The organism is Microtetraspora sp. NBRC 16547 (genome assembly GCF_030268965.1).
GTDB lineage: Bacteria > Actinomycetota > Actinomycetes > Streptosporangiales > Streptosporangiaceae > Microtetraspora.
The window spans coordinates 56151-70786 of the sequence record NZ_BSSE01000005.1; the positions used below are offsets into that span (position 1 = coordinate 56151).

Genomic DNA, 14636 nt, shown 5'->3' on the forward strand with positions numbered 1-14636 from the left:
CCACCCATAGGATGTGCCCATGGAAGGGCTGCGGGAACGGAAGAAGCGCGAGACGCGGCAGCGCATCGCCGACATCGCGATGGGGCTGTTCATGCAGAAGGGCTTCGACAACGTCACGGTCGCCGAGATCGCGCGGAGCGCCGACGTCTCGGTGAACACGGTCTTCAACTACTTCAAGACCAAGGAGGACCTGTTCCTCGACCGGAGCGACGAGGTCGAAGGCATGCTGGCCCGGGTGGTCCGCGACCGGCGGCCCGGCGAGTCCGCCGTCGAGGCGGTGCGCCGCGACTTCTTCGACGCCCTCGACACCGGCGACTGGCGGTACGGCCTCTCGCGGGGCTCCGAGGTCTTCGCCCGGCTGGTGGAGCAGAGCCCGGCGCTGATGTCCCGGATGCGGGAGTTGCACCAGCGCCGGGAGGCGCTGCTCGCCGAGACGCTCGCGGACGAGAGCGATGCCGACCCCGACGACCTCACGCCGTGGGTGGTGGCCGTCCAGATCTGCTCGGTCACCCGGATCCTGGCCGAGCACTTCGCCCGCCGCGGCTTCGCCGGGGAGGATCCGACGCAGATCACCGCCGACCTGCGCGTGCGTGCCGGGCATGCCTTCGACCTGCTGGAGCACGGCGCGGGCGGCTACTGCGCGCGACCCGACGAGGGCGCGGCCGCCGAGCCGGCGCGGTAGTGGCCCCGTAGAGGCCCGGTAGAGGCCCGGTAGAGGCCCGGTAGAGGCCCGGTAGAGGCCCGGTAGAGGCCCGGTAGAGGCCCGGTAGAGGCACTGTTAGAGACCCGGTCACACCGGCCGAGCTCCTCCCGCACATGGCGTCGATCACCGGTTTCGGTGCCGCACGCGGTATACAGGTCCGCGTGAAGTTGGACGGATTGGATCGCGCCATCATCGGCGTCCTCATGGAGGACGCTCGGGCGACATACGCCGCAATAGGCGCTCAGGTCGGCCTGTCCGCCCCGGCGGTCAAGCGGCGGGTCGACCGACTTCTCGCCAGCGGCGCGATCACCGGGTTCAGCGCGCGGGTCGAGCCCTCGGCCCTGGGCTGGACCACGGAGGCGTACGTCGAGCTGTTCTGCCGGGGCAAGACCTCCCCCGCCGAGATCGGCGTGGCGATCGCACGGCACCCCGAGGTGGTCTCGGCCTGCACGGTGACCGGCGAGGCGGACGCGCTCCTGCACATCCGCGCCACCGACGTGCGGGACGTGGAGCGGGTGATCGAGCGCATCGCGGCCGAACCGTTCGTGGTCCGCACCAAGAGCGCGATCGTGCTGTCCCGGCTGATCGAGGAGAAGTTCTGACGCGCGGCCGGACGTTCGCGCGTGCGCCCGGACGATCTGATTAACGGATCGCCACAAAAGGGGCCAACAACGCAACCGATCCACGCAATAGCGCAATGGCGCGGCATTGGCCGGTCATGTCGCGGTTTCTAGGCTGAGGTGCAGTCAACCACCTTCTCCCTGGAGTTCCGCATGGCTCTTGCGACCCTGCCCACCGTCACGGGCGGCGATCGAACAGGTACGGCACGGCACTACCTGATGTGCCGTCCCGATTTCTTCGCCGTGACCTACGCGATCAACCCGTGGATGGACCCGGACCAGGGCGCGGACACGGCTCTGGCCGTGCGGCAATGGGAGGCGCTGCGCAAGGCGTACGAGGACCTGGGGCACAAGGTGAGCCTCATCGACCCCGTCGAGGGCCTTCCTGACATGGTCTTCGCCGCGAACGGCGCCCTCGTGGTCGACAGCCGGGTCTACGGCGCCCGGTTCACGCACGCGGAGCGCGCCGCCGAGGGGCCGGCCTACCTGCGCTGGTTCGCCGACCGCGGCTTCGAGACGATGGAGCCGACGCACACGAACGAGGGCGAGGGCGACTTCCTCACCCTCGACGACGTGGTACTCGCGGGCACCGGATTCCGCACCGACGTGGCGGCGCACGTGGAGGCCCAGGAGTTCATCGGCCGCCCGGTCGTCACCCTCCGGCTCATCGACCCGCGGTTCTACCACCTGGACACCGCGCTGTTCCCCCTGAACGGGCACAACATCGCCTACTACCCCGGGGCGTTCTCCGAGGGCAGCCGCAACGTGCTGCGGCGCATGTTCCCCGACGCCGTCATCGCCACGGAGGAGGACGCCGCGGTCCTCGGGCTCAACGCCGTCAGCGACGGCGCCAACGTCGTGATCAACGCCGAGGCGACGGGCCTCTCGCTGGAGCTGGAGCGCCTCGGCTACACGGTCGTCCCCGTGGACCTGTCCGAGCTGCGCAAGGCGGGCGGCGGTCCCAAGTGCTGCACGCTGGAGATCCGGGAGGTCACGGGAGCATGACGAAGGCCACGGACCTCATCGAGCTGAGCGAGCGCCGCAGCGCGCACAACTACCACCCCCTGCCGGTCGTCCTCCACTCCGCCGAAGGAGCCTGGGTGACCGACGTCGAGGGCCGTCGGTACCTCGACTGCCTGGCGGGCTACTCCTCGCTCAACTTCGGCCACGGAAACCCCGAGATCATCGCGGCGGCCCGCGAGCAGCTCGACCGGCTGACGCTGACCAGCCGGGCGTTCTTCCACGACCAGTTCGCGGAGTTCGCCGCCGGCCTCGCCGACCTGTGCGGCAAGGACATGATCCTGCCGATGAACACCGGCGCCGAGGCCGTCGAGACGGCCATCAAGGTGGCGCGTAAGTGGGGATACGAGGTCAAGGGCGTCCCCGCGGAGCAGGCGAACATCATCGTGATGGAGGACAACTTCCACGGTCGCACCACCACGATCGTGAGCTTCTCCACCGACCCGGACGCCCATGACGGCTTCGGGCCGTACACGCCGGGGTTCAAGCTCGTGAAGTACGGCTCCGCGGAGGCGATCTCCGAGGCAATCGACGACAACACGGTCGCCGTGCTGCTCGAACCGATCCAGGGTGAGGCGGGCGTGCTGGTTCCGCCGGACGGCTATCTCCGCGCGGTCCGCGACCTGTGCTCCGAGAGGGGCGTCCTGTTCATCGCCGACGAGATCCAGTCCGGGCTGGGCCGTACCGGCGACACCTTCGCCTGCGACCACGAGGGCGTCGTCCCCGACATCTACGTCCTCGGCAAGGCCCTGGGCGGCGGTGTCGTCCCGGTTTCGGCCGTGGCGGCGAACGCGGACGTCCTCGGCGTCATCCGGCCCGGCCAGCACGGCTCGACCTTCGGCGGCAACCCCCTCGCGTGCGCCGTCGGTAGCGCGGTCATCAGGCTGCTGCGCACCGGGGAGTACCAGGCCAGGGCGCGGGAGCTGGGCGGCCACCTCCACGGGCGGCTGCGCGGGCTGATCGGCGCGGGCGTGGTCGCGGTGCGCGGCCGCGGCCTGTGGGCGGGCGTCGACATCGACCCCTCCCTCGGGACCGGCCGCGAGGTGAGCGAGGCCCTGATGCGCCGCGGCGTGCTGGCCAAGGACACCCACGGCTCCACGATCCGCCTCGCCCCGCCGATCGTCGTCTCCCGGGAGGACCTCGACTGGGCGGTCGACCAGCTCGCCGCCGCGCTGGAGGAGCTCAGGGCAGCCTGACCGAGCCGAGCTCGGCGTCGTGGGTCCGCCAGGTCACGGTGGCGGTGTCCGGGGTCAGATCGACGGTGGCCAGCGCGTTCTGGAACCACGGTCCGGCCGCGAGCCGCCACCGGATCGGCGGCCCCGGCAGGCGGGCGGCCAGGGCCAGCAGGCGTCCCAGCGGCCCCGCCACGGCGAAGGACGCGACCACGTTGGCCAGCCGGAGCGTACGGCTGAGCGGGTTCCGGATCGGCGAGCAGACGATCTGATGGATCCGGCCCCGCGTGCCGCTCCGCTCACCGTTCTGCTCGTCCTCCCGCAGGCCGTTCCTCTTCCTACCTCGCCTCGGCCGTACCGAGGCGAGGTAGGAATAGTGGACATCGCCGGATAACAGCAGGACCGTGGCCGGCGGGCGTCCCCTGCCGCCCGAGGCGATGTCGGCGAGCAGCCGGGCCAGGTGCTCGAAGGACCCGCGGAAGGCCGCCCAGTGCTCCAGGTCGAGGAACCGGCGCAGGCGCTCGCCCCACCGGGCGGCCTGGCGGCCCCAGGCGCCGTCGCAGACGGCCTCGTTCCAGCTCTCGACGTGGTGGATGCCCATGGGCAGGAGCACCGGCAACGAGGAGCCGACGAGGAGGTGGTCCACGTCACCGGCAACCGACTCCTCCAGCCACGCCCGCTGGGCGTCATCGATGATCCGCCGCGCGCCGGGGGTGAGAACCCGGTCGCACCTGCTGTCCAGCATGATCAACCGGCTGGATCCGATGTCCCTGCGGTAGCTCCAGCGGGTGGAGGCGGGTTCGGCGTCGGCCCGCACCGCGAACGCGTCCAGCGCCGCGCCGCCGTCACCCGCCTTCAACGCGGCGAGCACCGGGTCCGCCGCGCGCTCCCCCGCGGTCAGGTTGCCCAGGTGCTGGTAGACGTAATAGGCGCCCAGCCCGGACACGATCCGTCGCCGCCACCACGGGACCCCGGCCATGCGCTCGCGCCACGCGGCCGAGGTGTTCCAGTCGTCCCTGATGTCGTGGTCGTCGAACATCATCAGGGTCGGCACCGTGGCCATCAGCCACCGGACCGGCGGGTCGGACCAGGCCCGGCGGTAGAGCTCGGCGTACTCCTCGAAGTCCACGACCTCCTCGGGCCCGCCGCTCCGCCGCGCGGCGATGAACTCCCTCATGCCGGGCGACGGCTCATCCGCGTACACCTGGTCGCCGAGCATGATCATCAGGTCCGGCCGTTCACCCGACTCCATGAGCCGCAGGCCGTACGCGCGCAGGACGTCCACGCCGTGCGTCCGCACGTACGGATCGTCGTGCGGGACGCTGGTCCGGCAGGTGCCGAAGACCAGGCGCCGCAGGGCGGTGAGCGGCCGGATCGTGCTGGGCGGCATGCCGGGGAGCGGCCACACGATCTCGCCGTCCAGCTCCACGCGGTACGGCACACCGCGGCCGTCGGAGAACGGCGGATCCGGCACGGTGACGTCGACGAGCGCGTAGTGGTGCCCGTGGACGGTGAAGGTGCGCTCCTCCGACCGCGCCTCGCCCGCGCGCACCGTGACCGCGCACGGCTCGCTGGTCTCCACCCATATGGTCGCGCTCTCCTCGTCGACGTGACGGAGCAGCGGGCCGATCACCAGTTGTGCCACGCCTACAGATCTACGTCAGGTACGGCGCCGGGCGCGAGGGCGGGCGGACTCCGGACCGCACGGACTCTCGGGCGTGAACACCCAGCGAGACTCGTGGGCGCGAGAACTCACAGGCGCGAGAACTCACAGGCGCGAGGACTCACAGGGGACGAGGGCGACAGGTGGGGGCGGGGTCAGCCGTCGAGGGAGCGCACCAGGTGTTCGAGCTCGCGCATGAGCCGCTCGGTGCGGGCCGCGCCGTACACCGCGAGGATGGCCCGGCGGTGCTCGCCGATCCCCGCCTCCAGGCGGCTCAGCAGGTCGCGCCCGCGATCCGCCAGGAAGACCGCCACCTTGCGGCGGTCGACGGGATCGTGCCCGCGATAGACCAGGGCGCGTTCGACGAGCCGGTCGACGGCCTTCGTGAGTGTGGGGTGCGGCATCAGTGCGGCCTCGGCCAGGCCTCCCATGGAGTGGCCGCGCCCGTCCGCGAGGGCCTGGAGGATGCGCCACTGCTCGACGGTGACCCCCTCGGCGGCGAGCGCCGAGGAGAGTCCCCGATTGACCGCCCGCTCGGCCCGGCTCAGGAGGTACGCGAGCGAGGACTCCAGCCCCGACGACGCCACCGGCTCCCGCGTCCCTTCGGCCGGAACCCGGACCCGGCTTTCACCGCTGGATCCGCCCGGAATCCAGACCTGACTCCCACCGCTGGATCCGCCCGGAATCCGGGCCTGGCTCCCACCGCCGGATCCGGCCGCCATCACAGAACGCCCGGATCGTCGGCGAGGTGGCGCAGTACCGTCATGGCCACAAGCCACCTCTTTCCTCGGCCTTTCTGTGTATTCCACCGCTTTCCCCCACGCGTGTGGATGGACCATACTCTTTCCGCATGATCGATCCCGCCGCGATGGTCATCGATCCCCTGGAAGCGCACCTGCTCAGGGCCGACACGCTGCGCGTATGCCTGGTGGTGCCCGTCTCCGGCGTGCTCGGCCTCATCGGGCCGTGCGCGATCAACTGCGCGGTCCTGGCCGCCGCGGAGGTGAACGGCGCGGGCGGGCTGCTCGGCAGGCCGGTGGAGCTGGTCCTCGTGGACGGCGGCCGCAGCCCGGCCGAGGTCGGCGCCGAGGTCGCCGGGCTGGTCCGCGCGGGAGCCGTCCAGGCGGTCGTCGGAACCCACGCCAGCGACGTGCGTGTCGGGATCGAGCGCGCGCTCCGCGGCGCGGCCCCGTTCGTCTACACGCCTCCGTACGAGGGCGGCGCGCGTTCGCCGGGGGTCTACTTCCTCGGTGAGCCCGCGTCCTCGCAGGTCGCCCCGGGGATCGACTGGTTGATCGCCCACCGGCGGGCGAGGCGCTGGTTCCTGCTCGGCAACGACTACATCTGGCCGTACCTGGTCCACGCGTCCGCGCGCGTCCACCTGACGTCCCGCTCCGCGCGAATCGTCGGCGAGCGGTTCATCCCCGCCGGCACCCGCGACATGGGGCCGCTGATCGAGGAGTTGACGGCCACACGACCGGACGCCGTGCTGCTCAATCTCGTCGGCAACGACCTGATCGAGTTCAACCGGGCGTTCACGGCGAGCGGGCTGGACTGCGCGCGTCTCTGCGGGGCGCTGGAGGAGCACGGCCTGCTGGCCATCGGAGGCGACTCCAGCGGGGAGCTGTATACCGCGATGGGCTATTTCGGCGGCATCGCCACCGACGACAACCTCTGGCTCCACGAGCGCTACACGCGGCGGTTCGGCCCGGACGCGCCGCTGCTCAACGGGCACGGGCACGGGTGTTACGAAGGCGTGCTCATGCTCGCCGCCCTCGCCGCCCGCGCGGGCTCCCTCGCGGTGCGCGGTCGAGGCGGTCGCGGACGGCACCACGGTCATCACCGGACGCGGCCCCCTCACCCTCCGGGACCGGCACGTGTGGCAGCGCGTCTACGTCGGACGCGCCGACGGGCTGGACTTCGATCTCGTGACCTCCTCCCCCGCCTCGTGGCTCTCCTGACGGCCCCTGACCGCCCCGGTCACGGCGCCGACAAATAAATTTTCAAACGAAATCTTTTCCTTTTCAAGGAATAGTCCTATCGTACGCTCTGCCCCCCGCGTGCGAAGGAGTCTCGATGTCTTCCCCCTCCACCACGCCCTCCTCGTCGGCGGCGCCGCAAAGCGCGGCGACCGGCGTGGAGCGGTTCGGATATCAGCAGGAGTTGCAGCGCTCGCTGAGCTTCACCGACCTGCTCATCTACGGCCTGATCTTCATGGTGCCGATCGCGCCGTTCGGCATCTTCGGCGACGTTTTCCAAGGCTCGGGCGGCATGGTCGCGCTGGCCTACATCATCGGCATGGTGGCGATGGCCTTCACCGCCCTGTCGTACGCCCAGATGTCCAAGGCGTTCCCGATGGCCGGCTCGGTCTACACCTACGCGGGCCGCGGGATCGGCGCCCCGGTCGGCTTCCTCGCCGGCTGGGTGATCCTGCTCGACTACATCCTCGTGCCCACGCTGCTCTATCTCGTGGCGAGCGCGGCCATGGCGTCGTTCGTGCCCGCGATCCCCGTCTGGGCCTGGTTGATCATGTTCATCGTCTTCAACACGGCGGTGAACTACTTCGGCATCCAGATGACCGCGCGGATGAACAAGATCATGCTGGTCGCCCAGCTGATCGTGCTGGCGATCTTCCTGGTCGTCGGCGTCATCGCCCTCGCCCAAGGCAAGGGCCACGGCAACGTGTTCAGCCCGATCTTCGACTCCTCGACGTTCTCCGGGCCGCTCGTGTTCGGCGCCGTCTCGGTCGCGGTGCTGTCCTTCCTCGGCTTCGACGGCATCTCGATGCTCGCCGAGGAGAGCCGGGAGGACGCCCGCAAGCTCGGCCGCGCCATGGTCGGCGCGCTCGTGCTGGCCGGCCTGCTGTTCATCACGCAGACCTGGGTCGCCGCGCTGCTCGCACCGAACCGCGAGGAGCTGCTGGCAAACGGCGGGGACAACGCGTTCTACGACATCGCCAAGTACGCCGGCGGCCCCTGGCTGAGCGTGCTGACCGCCGTCGCCACCGCGATCGCCTGGGGCTTCGCCAACTCGCTGGTCGCCCAGGCCGCCACCTCGCGCCTGCTGTTCGCCATGGCCCGCGACCGACTGCTGCCCCGGTTCCTGGGCAAGATCCACCCGAAGCACAAGGTGCCGGTCAACGCCACGTTCCTCACCGCCGCCGTCTCGCTGGTCCTCGGACTCATCCTGGCCAACAACGAAAAGGGCATCGGGCAGATCGCCTCGCTCATCAACTTCGGCGCGATGACCGCCTTCCTCGCGCTCCACGTCTCCGTCGTCGTCCACTACGTCGTACGGAAGCGCAGCCGGGACTGGTGGCGGCACCTGATCGCCCCGGCGATCGGCTTCCTGATCCTGCTGTACGTCGTCATCAACGCCAAGGTGGCCGCCCAGGCGGTCGGCCTGACCTGGCTGGCGCTCGGCGTGCTGATCCTGATCACCTTTATCCTCATAGGCCGTCGCCCCACCCTTCCCGACGAGACGGAGGTCTCCGAGTGAACGTCGTCTCCTTCCGGCCCAAGGCCGAGGACCTGGCCTACACCTTCGGCGGGCGGCCCGCCGTGGCCCGGATCGCCCCCGGCACGGTCCTCGAACTCTTCACGGAGGACTGCTTCGGCGGGCTGGTGCGCGGCCCCGAGGACCTGCCGTCGAAGGTGTGCGAGTTCCCCTTCCTCAACCCGGTCACCGGCCCGTTCCACGTGGAGGGGGCCGAGCCGGGCGACACCCTCGCCCTGCACTTCGTCTCCATCGAGCCCGCCCGTGACTGGGCCGTCTCCACGACGTTCCCGCACTTCGGGGCGCTCACCGGCACCCACACCACCGCGATGCTCCAGCCTCCCCTCGACGAGGTCGTCTGGATGTACGACGTGGACGTGGAGAAGCGGACCGTCCGCTACCAGGCCCGGAACAGCGACTTCAGCGTGGAGATGCCGCTCGACCCGATGCACGGCACCGTGGGCGTCGCTCCGGCCGCCTCCGAGGCGCGGATGACGATCACCCCGGACGCCCACGGCGGCAACATGGACACCCCCGAGCTGCGGGCCGGCGTCACCGTCTACCTCGGCGTGAACGTGGCGGGCGCCCTGTTCTCGATCGGGGACGGGCACTGCCGCCAGGGCCACGGCGAGGTCTGCGGCACCGCCGTTGAGGCCGCGATGAACACGGTCGTCGCGGTCGAGCTGGTCAAGGGCGTCGGCACCCCGTGGCCGCGCCTGGAGGACGACGACCACCTGATGTCCACCGGCTCGGCCCGTCCGCTGGAGGACGCCTACCGCATCAGCCAGCACGACCTGGTCACCTGGTCGGCCGCGCTCACCGGGCTGGACGAGCTCGACGCGTACCAGCTCGTCAGCCAGGGCGGCGAGGCGCCGGTGGGCAACGTGTGCGACACGAACTACACGATGGTCGCCAAGCTGCCCAAGGCCTACCTCGGCCGCCCCGAGGTGTACGAGTCGGCCCACGCGCGCCTGCGCGCACTCGGCGCGGAGTACCTCTCCTCCCGCTGACCTTCCGTGACCTGATCCCGTCCCCTTCGGGGGGCGGGATCAACTCGTCTGCGCCACCAGATCCGCGTCGGCCAGCGCGGCGGAGACGATGTCCTCGCACATCGCGTGGGTGACGAGCGCGTCGTCGGCGCGGAGCACACGGCCCGCGCGGACCGCGTCCAGGAACGCGTGGCAGATCTGCTCGATGCCACGCTGCCGCGCGACCGGCGTCCACGGCGGCCTCCGGGACAGGATCTCGCCGCCATCGTGGTCCACCACGTCGCCGAGATCGAGCACCCGCCGCTTGCGCCCGGCGCCCATGACCTCGCAGGTCTCCTCGGTCGCGCCGCCGACCCGGTTCATGACGCCGATGGCGGTGAAGCCGTCGCCGCCCAGCTCCAGCACGATGTGTTCGAGCAGCCCGGACCGCACGCGGGTGCGCACCCGGACGTCCGTGACCTCACCTGGAGCGAGGAACCGCAGCGTGTCGGCCACGTGGATGAAGTCGTCGAAGACCACCGCGCGCGGGACGGCGGCGGCTCCCACCCGGTTCTTCTCCAGGATCACCAGGTCTCTCGGCAGGTCTCGCAGCGCCGTGTAGCCGGGGGCGTACCTGCGGTTGAACCCCACCATCAGCGACCTGTCCCGCGTCCGGGCCAGCCGTACCAGCCTCTCGGAGTCGGGCAGGTTGTCGGCGAGGGGCTTGTCGACGTAGACGTGCACGTCCGCCTCCAGCAGCGCCTCGACGATCGGCACGTGCGCGCTCGTCGCGGCGTGGACGAACGCCGCCTCGACGCCCACTTCGAGCAGCTCCGCCACGCCGGTGAAGAGCCGGTCGATCCGGTACGCCGCCCCGAGCGCGGCCAGCGTGGCCTCGTCGCGCGTGCACAGGTGGGGCACGATCCCCGGCGTGGCCGCGAGCACCGGCAGATAGGCCTTGCTGGCGATATCCCCGAGCCCAATGATCCCGATTTTCATGTGCGGAACCCTACGAGACCGGCAGCAAGCGGATCCAACCGTCGTAGGGCCGCCTGCCCGGACTCTCCGCTCCCGCACCGGCGTGATCAGCGGGCTCGCCACGAGGCGATGGTCTCCTTCAGCGCCTCGTCCATCGGGGTGGCGGTGACTCCGAAGGTCGCGGTGAAGGCCGACGAGTCCAGGATGAAGGGCCGGTCGAACTGGTAACGCGTCTCCCGCATCTCGCGGAGGAGCGGCGAGACGACGCCCGCGGCCGTGAGCGCCCAGCCCGGCAGGCGGCCGAGCCTGGGAGCGGGCGCCCCGGCCAGATCGCACAGCCGCTCCGCCAGGGCCCGGATGCTCCGCGCCGGGCTCGTGGGGATGTGCCAGGCACGGCCCCAGGCGCGTTCGTCGGTCGCCACCGTGGCCAGAGCCGCCGCCACATCGGGAAGGTAGGTCCAGCTGTGCGGGATGTCCGGATCGCTCAGGACCATCGCGCGCCGTCCCGCGAGCAGCGGTCCGACGAACCGTCCCCCGAGGAACGACTGGTCCGACGCGCCCGGGCCGAAATAGTCGGAGCCGCGCACCTCCGTGATCCGCACCCGCCCGTCCTGATGCGCGGCGAGCGCCTGCTTCCACATCTCGGCGCGCACCCGCCCCTTGGTTCCCGTGGCCGCCAGCGGCGTGCCCTCGGTCATCGGCCCGTCCACGGGGCCGTAGCCGTACAGGTTGCCCAGCGCGACCAGGACCGCTCCCGTCGCCTCCGCCGTGCGCAGCAGCGAGTCCGCGATCGGCGGCCAGTCCTGGGCCCACTGGTGGTACTTCGGGTTCGCGCAGTTGTAGAGCGCGTCGGCCCCCTCCGCCACCCGGCGCATCTCGGCCGCGTCCTGGGCCGGGGCGGCGACCCGCGTGATCCCGGCTCGGTCCGGGCCCGAGCCCGAACGGGTGACCACGACCACCTCGTGGCCCGCCTCCGCGAGCATCTCGGCGACCCTGCCTCCGACCTGACCGGCTCCGACGACGACGTGCTTACCCATGATCGCTCTCCTGTTGCTGTCTGTTCGTTCCTACGGGCGGGTGGTGATCCTCAGACCTGGTGCCAGACCAGGCGCAGGATGCCGTTGACGATGTAGAGAGCGGCGAAGACCACACCGCTCGTGACCAGCCCGGAGGCGACGAGGGCGGCCGCGCCGCCGCCGAACCAGGCGATCTCGAACGCCGCCCTGGCCAGGCCCCGCAGAGGGAACCTCGCACCGTTGGCCGCCGCGAAAAGCCCCCAGAGGGTGGCGAACAACGCCGGGCCGCCGAGTCCGGCGAGGATCCTGACCACGAGAGGAGCGGCGAGGGTGAACCCCCAGTACCCCACCGAGATCAGCACGCCGAGCTCGAGGAAGAACATCAGGGCGAGATTGGTCCCCTTGGCCACGGTCAGCATCGTCACTCCTTGAGTCATCGCTCTAGTGCGAGAGCGATGCTCTCTTATGTGAGCAGCATTCGTCAAGAGCAGTGCTCTCGAATCCTGTCGGCGCTCTGGTAGCCTCCGGAACATGAGCGCGAGCCGTACCGCACGGGAACGAGTCAGAGCCGAGCTGATCAGGGAGATCACCGAGATCGCCCGCCGTCACCTCACCGTGGACGGAGCCGCCGGGCTGTCCCTGCGTGCCGTGGCACGCGAGATGGGCATGGTCTCCTCGGCGATCTACCGCTACTTCCCGAGCCGGGACGACCTGCTCACCACGCTGATCGTCGACGGATACAACGCTCTCGGGGAGGCCGTCGAGAAGGCCGACGCCGCCTGCGCGCGGGACGACTACATGGGACGCTGGCTGGCGGTCTGCCACGTCGTACGCGGATGGGCGCTCGCGCACCCGCACGAGTACGCCCTGCTCTACGGCTCGCCGGTGCCGGGCTACCGCGCCCCCGAGGACACCATCGCCCCGGCGACGCGGGGCGTCGCGGTTTACGGCCGGATCCTCGCCGACGCCATCGCGGCCGAGCGTCTCGCCCCGCCCGCCATCCTGCCTGAGCCGCCGGCGACCATCACCCCCGACGCGGACACGGTCCGTACGCTCATCCCGGGGGCGTCGGACGATGTGATCACGCGGGCGGTCACCGCCTGGACCGGCCTGTTCGGCATGGTGAGCTTCGAGGTGTTCGGCCAGTTCACCAACACGATCAACCACCGAGCCGAGTTCTTCGAGCACACCATGACCTGCCTCGCCCGCCTCCTCGGCCTCCCCTCCTAACCCGCCCCTGGCACGAACCTTTCACATATGAAAGTGTCGTGCCATGACACGAAGTCACGCAATCGCCACCCTCGGTGCCATAGCCGAGGCACAATGGGGTCTCGTCACAGCAAGACAGGCAGCGCGCAACGGTGTCTCCGCAGTGGAGCTGACGCGCCTGACGAATGATGGGGTTCTTGATCGTGTCGCCTTCGGTGTCTACCGCCTGCCCGGATCGCCCCTTGATCCGCTCACCGAGCTTCGTGCGGCGTGGCTCCAACTCGACTCCGGCACCGAAGCGGAGTCCCGCGGCATCGACTCGGGCGTGGTCTCCCACGGCAGCGCCGCGCTCGTCCACCAAGTGGGCGACTTCACCGGCCACATCCACGAGTTCACAAGTCCCAAGCGCAAGCGGTCTCGACGTAGTGACGTCAGGATCCACACCTCATCTCTCGGATCCGACGACGTCGTATCGCTCGACCAACTCCTGGTCACCTCGCCGACACGACTGGTCGGCGACCTCCTCGCGACCCGCCATGACGGCCAGCACATCTCCTACGTCGTGACGGACATCCTCGACCGGCGACTCGCCACCAGGAAGGCCCTGGCCGACGTGGTCGCTCCACACGCCGCCGCGTACGGCGTGACCCCCGCCCGAGAGTTTCTCGAGCACCTCATATCTCTCACTCGACCTCCCACCCCCCGAAAGATTCATGGAAACCCACAGCGACCTGCCGTACGCCTCCCCCCGTGCGCTTGACGCCGCGCTCACAGCCCGGTTCAAGAAGCTGTCCGCCGTCCGTCCGCACTCCATCTCCCAACTACGCCGGCAGTTCGCCTATGACCGAGCACTGGCACGATGCTTCGTCGGCCCTTGGGGTGATCGATGGGTGCTCAAAGGCGGGATCTCCCTGCTCGCGCTGCTCAGGGATGCGCGCCACTCCGCCGACCTGGATCTCGCGGCCGACGCCACGGACACCTCACATGCGATGCGGCTACTGGAAGAGTCGCTCCATCAAGATCTCGGCGATCACTTCTCGTTCCAGCTGGGACACGGCCTCAGGCTGATCGAGGGAATCGAGGGAGTACGCGTCCCCGTGACGGCGTTCCTCGGTCCTCGCCCGTACGAACGCTTCCACCTGGACGTGGTGATCGGGGCGACCGTCACCGGCGTTCCGGAAGAAGCCGAACCGCTGGTGCCCATCGACATCCCCGGACTGCGCCAGCCGAAGTACCAGCTCTATCCCTTGTGCGACACCCTCGCCGACAAGGTATGCGCCATCATGGAGTGGCACGGCGATCGTCCGAGCACGCGGTTCCGCGACCTCGCCGACATCGTCCTGATCGCGAGAAGCCGCGTCATCGAAGCAGCCCACCTGAGTGCCGCCCTGGGTTCGGAGCGCCTCCGTCGAAAGAGCAGCCAGCACAAGGCGCTCAGCGTCCCAGATCAGATCATGTGGCGCGCAGGTTACGCCAAAGTCTCAGAGAACGTGCCTGGGCTCAACGCCTACCGAGACATGGACTCCGCGCTCACTCTGGCGGGCGCCCTCGTCGACCCAATACTCGACGGGACGATCCGTACCGGCCGATGGAACCCCGGCACACTTCGCTGGGAGCCATAACGTTCCCTCGCCGCCCACGGTGAGCGCATAGAGCTAGCCATTCGCGACTTCTCGGCCAAAAGGCGAGAGCATGTCCGCTCTGTGTGTTCATAGTGACGAGGGGCGGCGGCCGTGGGTTTCACGGACGCCGCCCCTCGTGGCGGGATCGTCGAAAGCCTTGTGGGCGGGAC

15 protein-coding genes are annotated in these 14636 nt (G+C 70.0%); 10 read left to right on the plus strand and 5 right to left on the minus strand.

Annotated elements, in window-relative coordinates; translation table 11 throughout:
• Positions 1-19 precede the first annotated feature (19 nt).
• The 4 genes from QSK17_RS09685 (at position 20) to rocD (ending at position 3539) form a co-directional block, all read left to right on the plus strand.
• Complete coding sequence (locus tag QSK17_RS09685; RefSeq protein WP_285704226.1) at positions 20-682, plus strand: TetR/AcrR family transcriptional regulator; 663 nt, start codon at positions 20-22, stop codon at positions 680-682.
• 182 nt (positions 683-864) lie between these two features.
• Positions 865-1305, plus strand: coding sequence for an Lrp/AsnC family transcriptional regulator (locus QSK17_RS09690; RefSeq protein WP_285704227.1), 441 nt, complete (start codon positions 865-867; stop codon positions 1303-1305).
• Between the two features lie 171 nt (positions 1306-1476).
• Positions 1477-2328, plus strand: a complete 852-nt coding sequence (ddaH, locus tag QSK17_RS09695; protein WP_285704228.1) for a dimethylargininase — start codon at positions 1477-1479, stop codon at positions 2326-2328.
• Positions 2325-3539: an ornithine--oxo-acid transaminase gene (rocD, locus tag QSK17_RS09700; protein ID WP_285704229.1), complete on the plus strand. Its 1215-nt coding sequence runs from the start codon at positions 2325-2327 to the stop codon at positions 3537-3539. Before ddaH ends, rocD begins: the two co-directional genes overlap by 4 nt.
• Here rocD and QSK17_RS09705 read toward each other — a convergent pair.
• Together QSK17_RS09705 and QSK17_RS09710 are read right to left on the minus strand one after the other, a co-directional pair.
• The gene (locus QSK17_RS09705) at positions 3526-5160 is read right to left on the minus strand and encodes an alkaline phosphatase D family protein (protein ID WP_285704230.1); all 1635 of its coding nucleotides are present in this window, start codon (positions 5158-5160) and stop codon (positions 3526-3528) included. The two genes, rocD and QSK17_RS09705, sit on opposite strands and share 14 nt — an antisense overlap.
• 173 nt (positions 5161-5333) lie before the next feature.
• Positions 5334-5765: a MarR family winged helix-turn-helix transcriptional regulator gene (locus QSK17_RS09710; protein ID WP_285704231.1), complete on the minus strand. Its 432-nt coding sequence runs from the start codon at positions 5763-5765 to the stop codon at positions 5334-5336.
• Positions 5766-6028: 263 nt separating this feature from the next.
• Between QSK17_RS09710 and QSK17_RS09715 the strand changes: the two genes are divergently transcribed.
• From QSK17_RS09715 to QSK17_RS09725, 3 genes are all read left to right on the plus strand, one after another.
• Positions 6029-7177 carry a substrate-binding domain-containing protein gene (locus tag QSK17_RS09715; protein ID WP_285704232.1) on the plus strand — a complete coding sequence of 383 codons (1149 nt, stop codon included), beginning with the start codon at positions 6029-6031 and terminating at the stop codon, positions 7175-7177.
• Between the two features lie 77 nt (positions 7178-7254).
• Positions 7255-8676: an APC family permease gene (locus QSK17_RS09720; protein WP_285704233.1), complete on the plus strand. Its 1422-nt coding sequence runs from the start codon at positions 7255-7257 to the stop codon at positions 8674-8676.
• Complete coding sequence (locus QSK17_RS09725; RefSeq protein ID WP_285704234.1) at positions 8673-9683, plus strand: acetamidase/formamidase family protein; 1011 nt, start codon at positions 8673-8675, stop codon at positions 9681-9683. The genes QSK17_RS09720 and QSK17_RS09725 overlap by 4 nt, the downstream gene beginning before the upstream one ends.
• Positions 9684-9722: 39 nt before the next feature.
• Here the strand turns inward: QSK17_RS09725 and QSK17_RS09730 are convergent, their stop codons facing one another.
• The 3 genes from QSK17_RS09730 to QSK17_RS09740 form a co-directional block, all read right to left on the minus strand.
• Positions 9723-10640, minus strand: a complete 918-nt coding sequence (locus QSK17_RS09730; RefSeq protein WP_285704235.1) for a Gfo/Idh/MocA family protein — start codon at positions 10638-10640, stop codon at positions 9723-9725.
• Positions 10641-10726: 86 nt separating this feature from the next.
• Positions 10727-11656: an NAD-dependent epimerase/dehydratase family protein gene (locus QSK17_RS09735; protein WP_285704236.1), complete on the minus strand. Its 930-nt coding sequence runs from the start codon at positions 11654-11656 to the stop codon at positions 10727-10729.
• A 50-nt stretch (positions 11657-11706) separates the two neighbouring features.
• Positions 11707-12054, minus strand: a complete 348-nt coding sequence (locus QSK17_RS09740) for a YrdB family protein (RefSeq protein ID WP_285704237.1) — start codon at positions 12052-12054, stop codon at positions 11707-11709.
• 112 nt (positions 12055-12166) lie between these two features.
• On the opposite strand from QSK17_RS09740, the gene QSK17_RS09745 reads away from it, so the two are divergent.
• The 3 genes from QSK17_RS09745 to QSK17_RS09755 are packed head-to-tail and all read left to right on the plus strand — an operon-like array spanning position 12167 to position 14466.
• Positions 12167-12865, plus strand: a complete 699-nt coding sequence (locus QSK17_RS09745; RefSeq protein ID WP_285704238.1) for a TetR/AcrR family transcriptional regulator — start codon at positions 12167-12169, stop codon at positions 12863-12865.
• Between the two features lie 43 nt (positions 12866-12908).
• Positions 12909-13604, plus strand: coding sequence for a type IV toxin-antitoxin system AbiEi family antitoxin domain-containing protein (locus tag QSK17_RS09750; protein ID WP_285704239.1), 696 nt, complete (start codon positions 12909-12911; stop codon positions 13602-13604).
• Positions 13558-14466 (plus strand): nucleotidyl transferase AbiEii/AbiGii toxin family protein, encoded by a 909-nt coding sequence (locus tag QSK17_RS09755; protein ID WP_285704240.1) that lies wholly within the window; start codon positions 13558-13560, stop codon positions 14464-14466. Before QSK17_RS09750 ends, QSK17_RS09755 begins: the two co-directional genes overlap by 47 nt.
• Positions 14467-14636 lie beyond the last annotated feature (170 nt).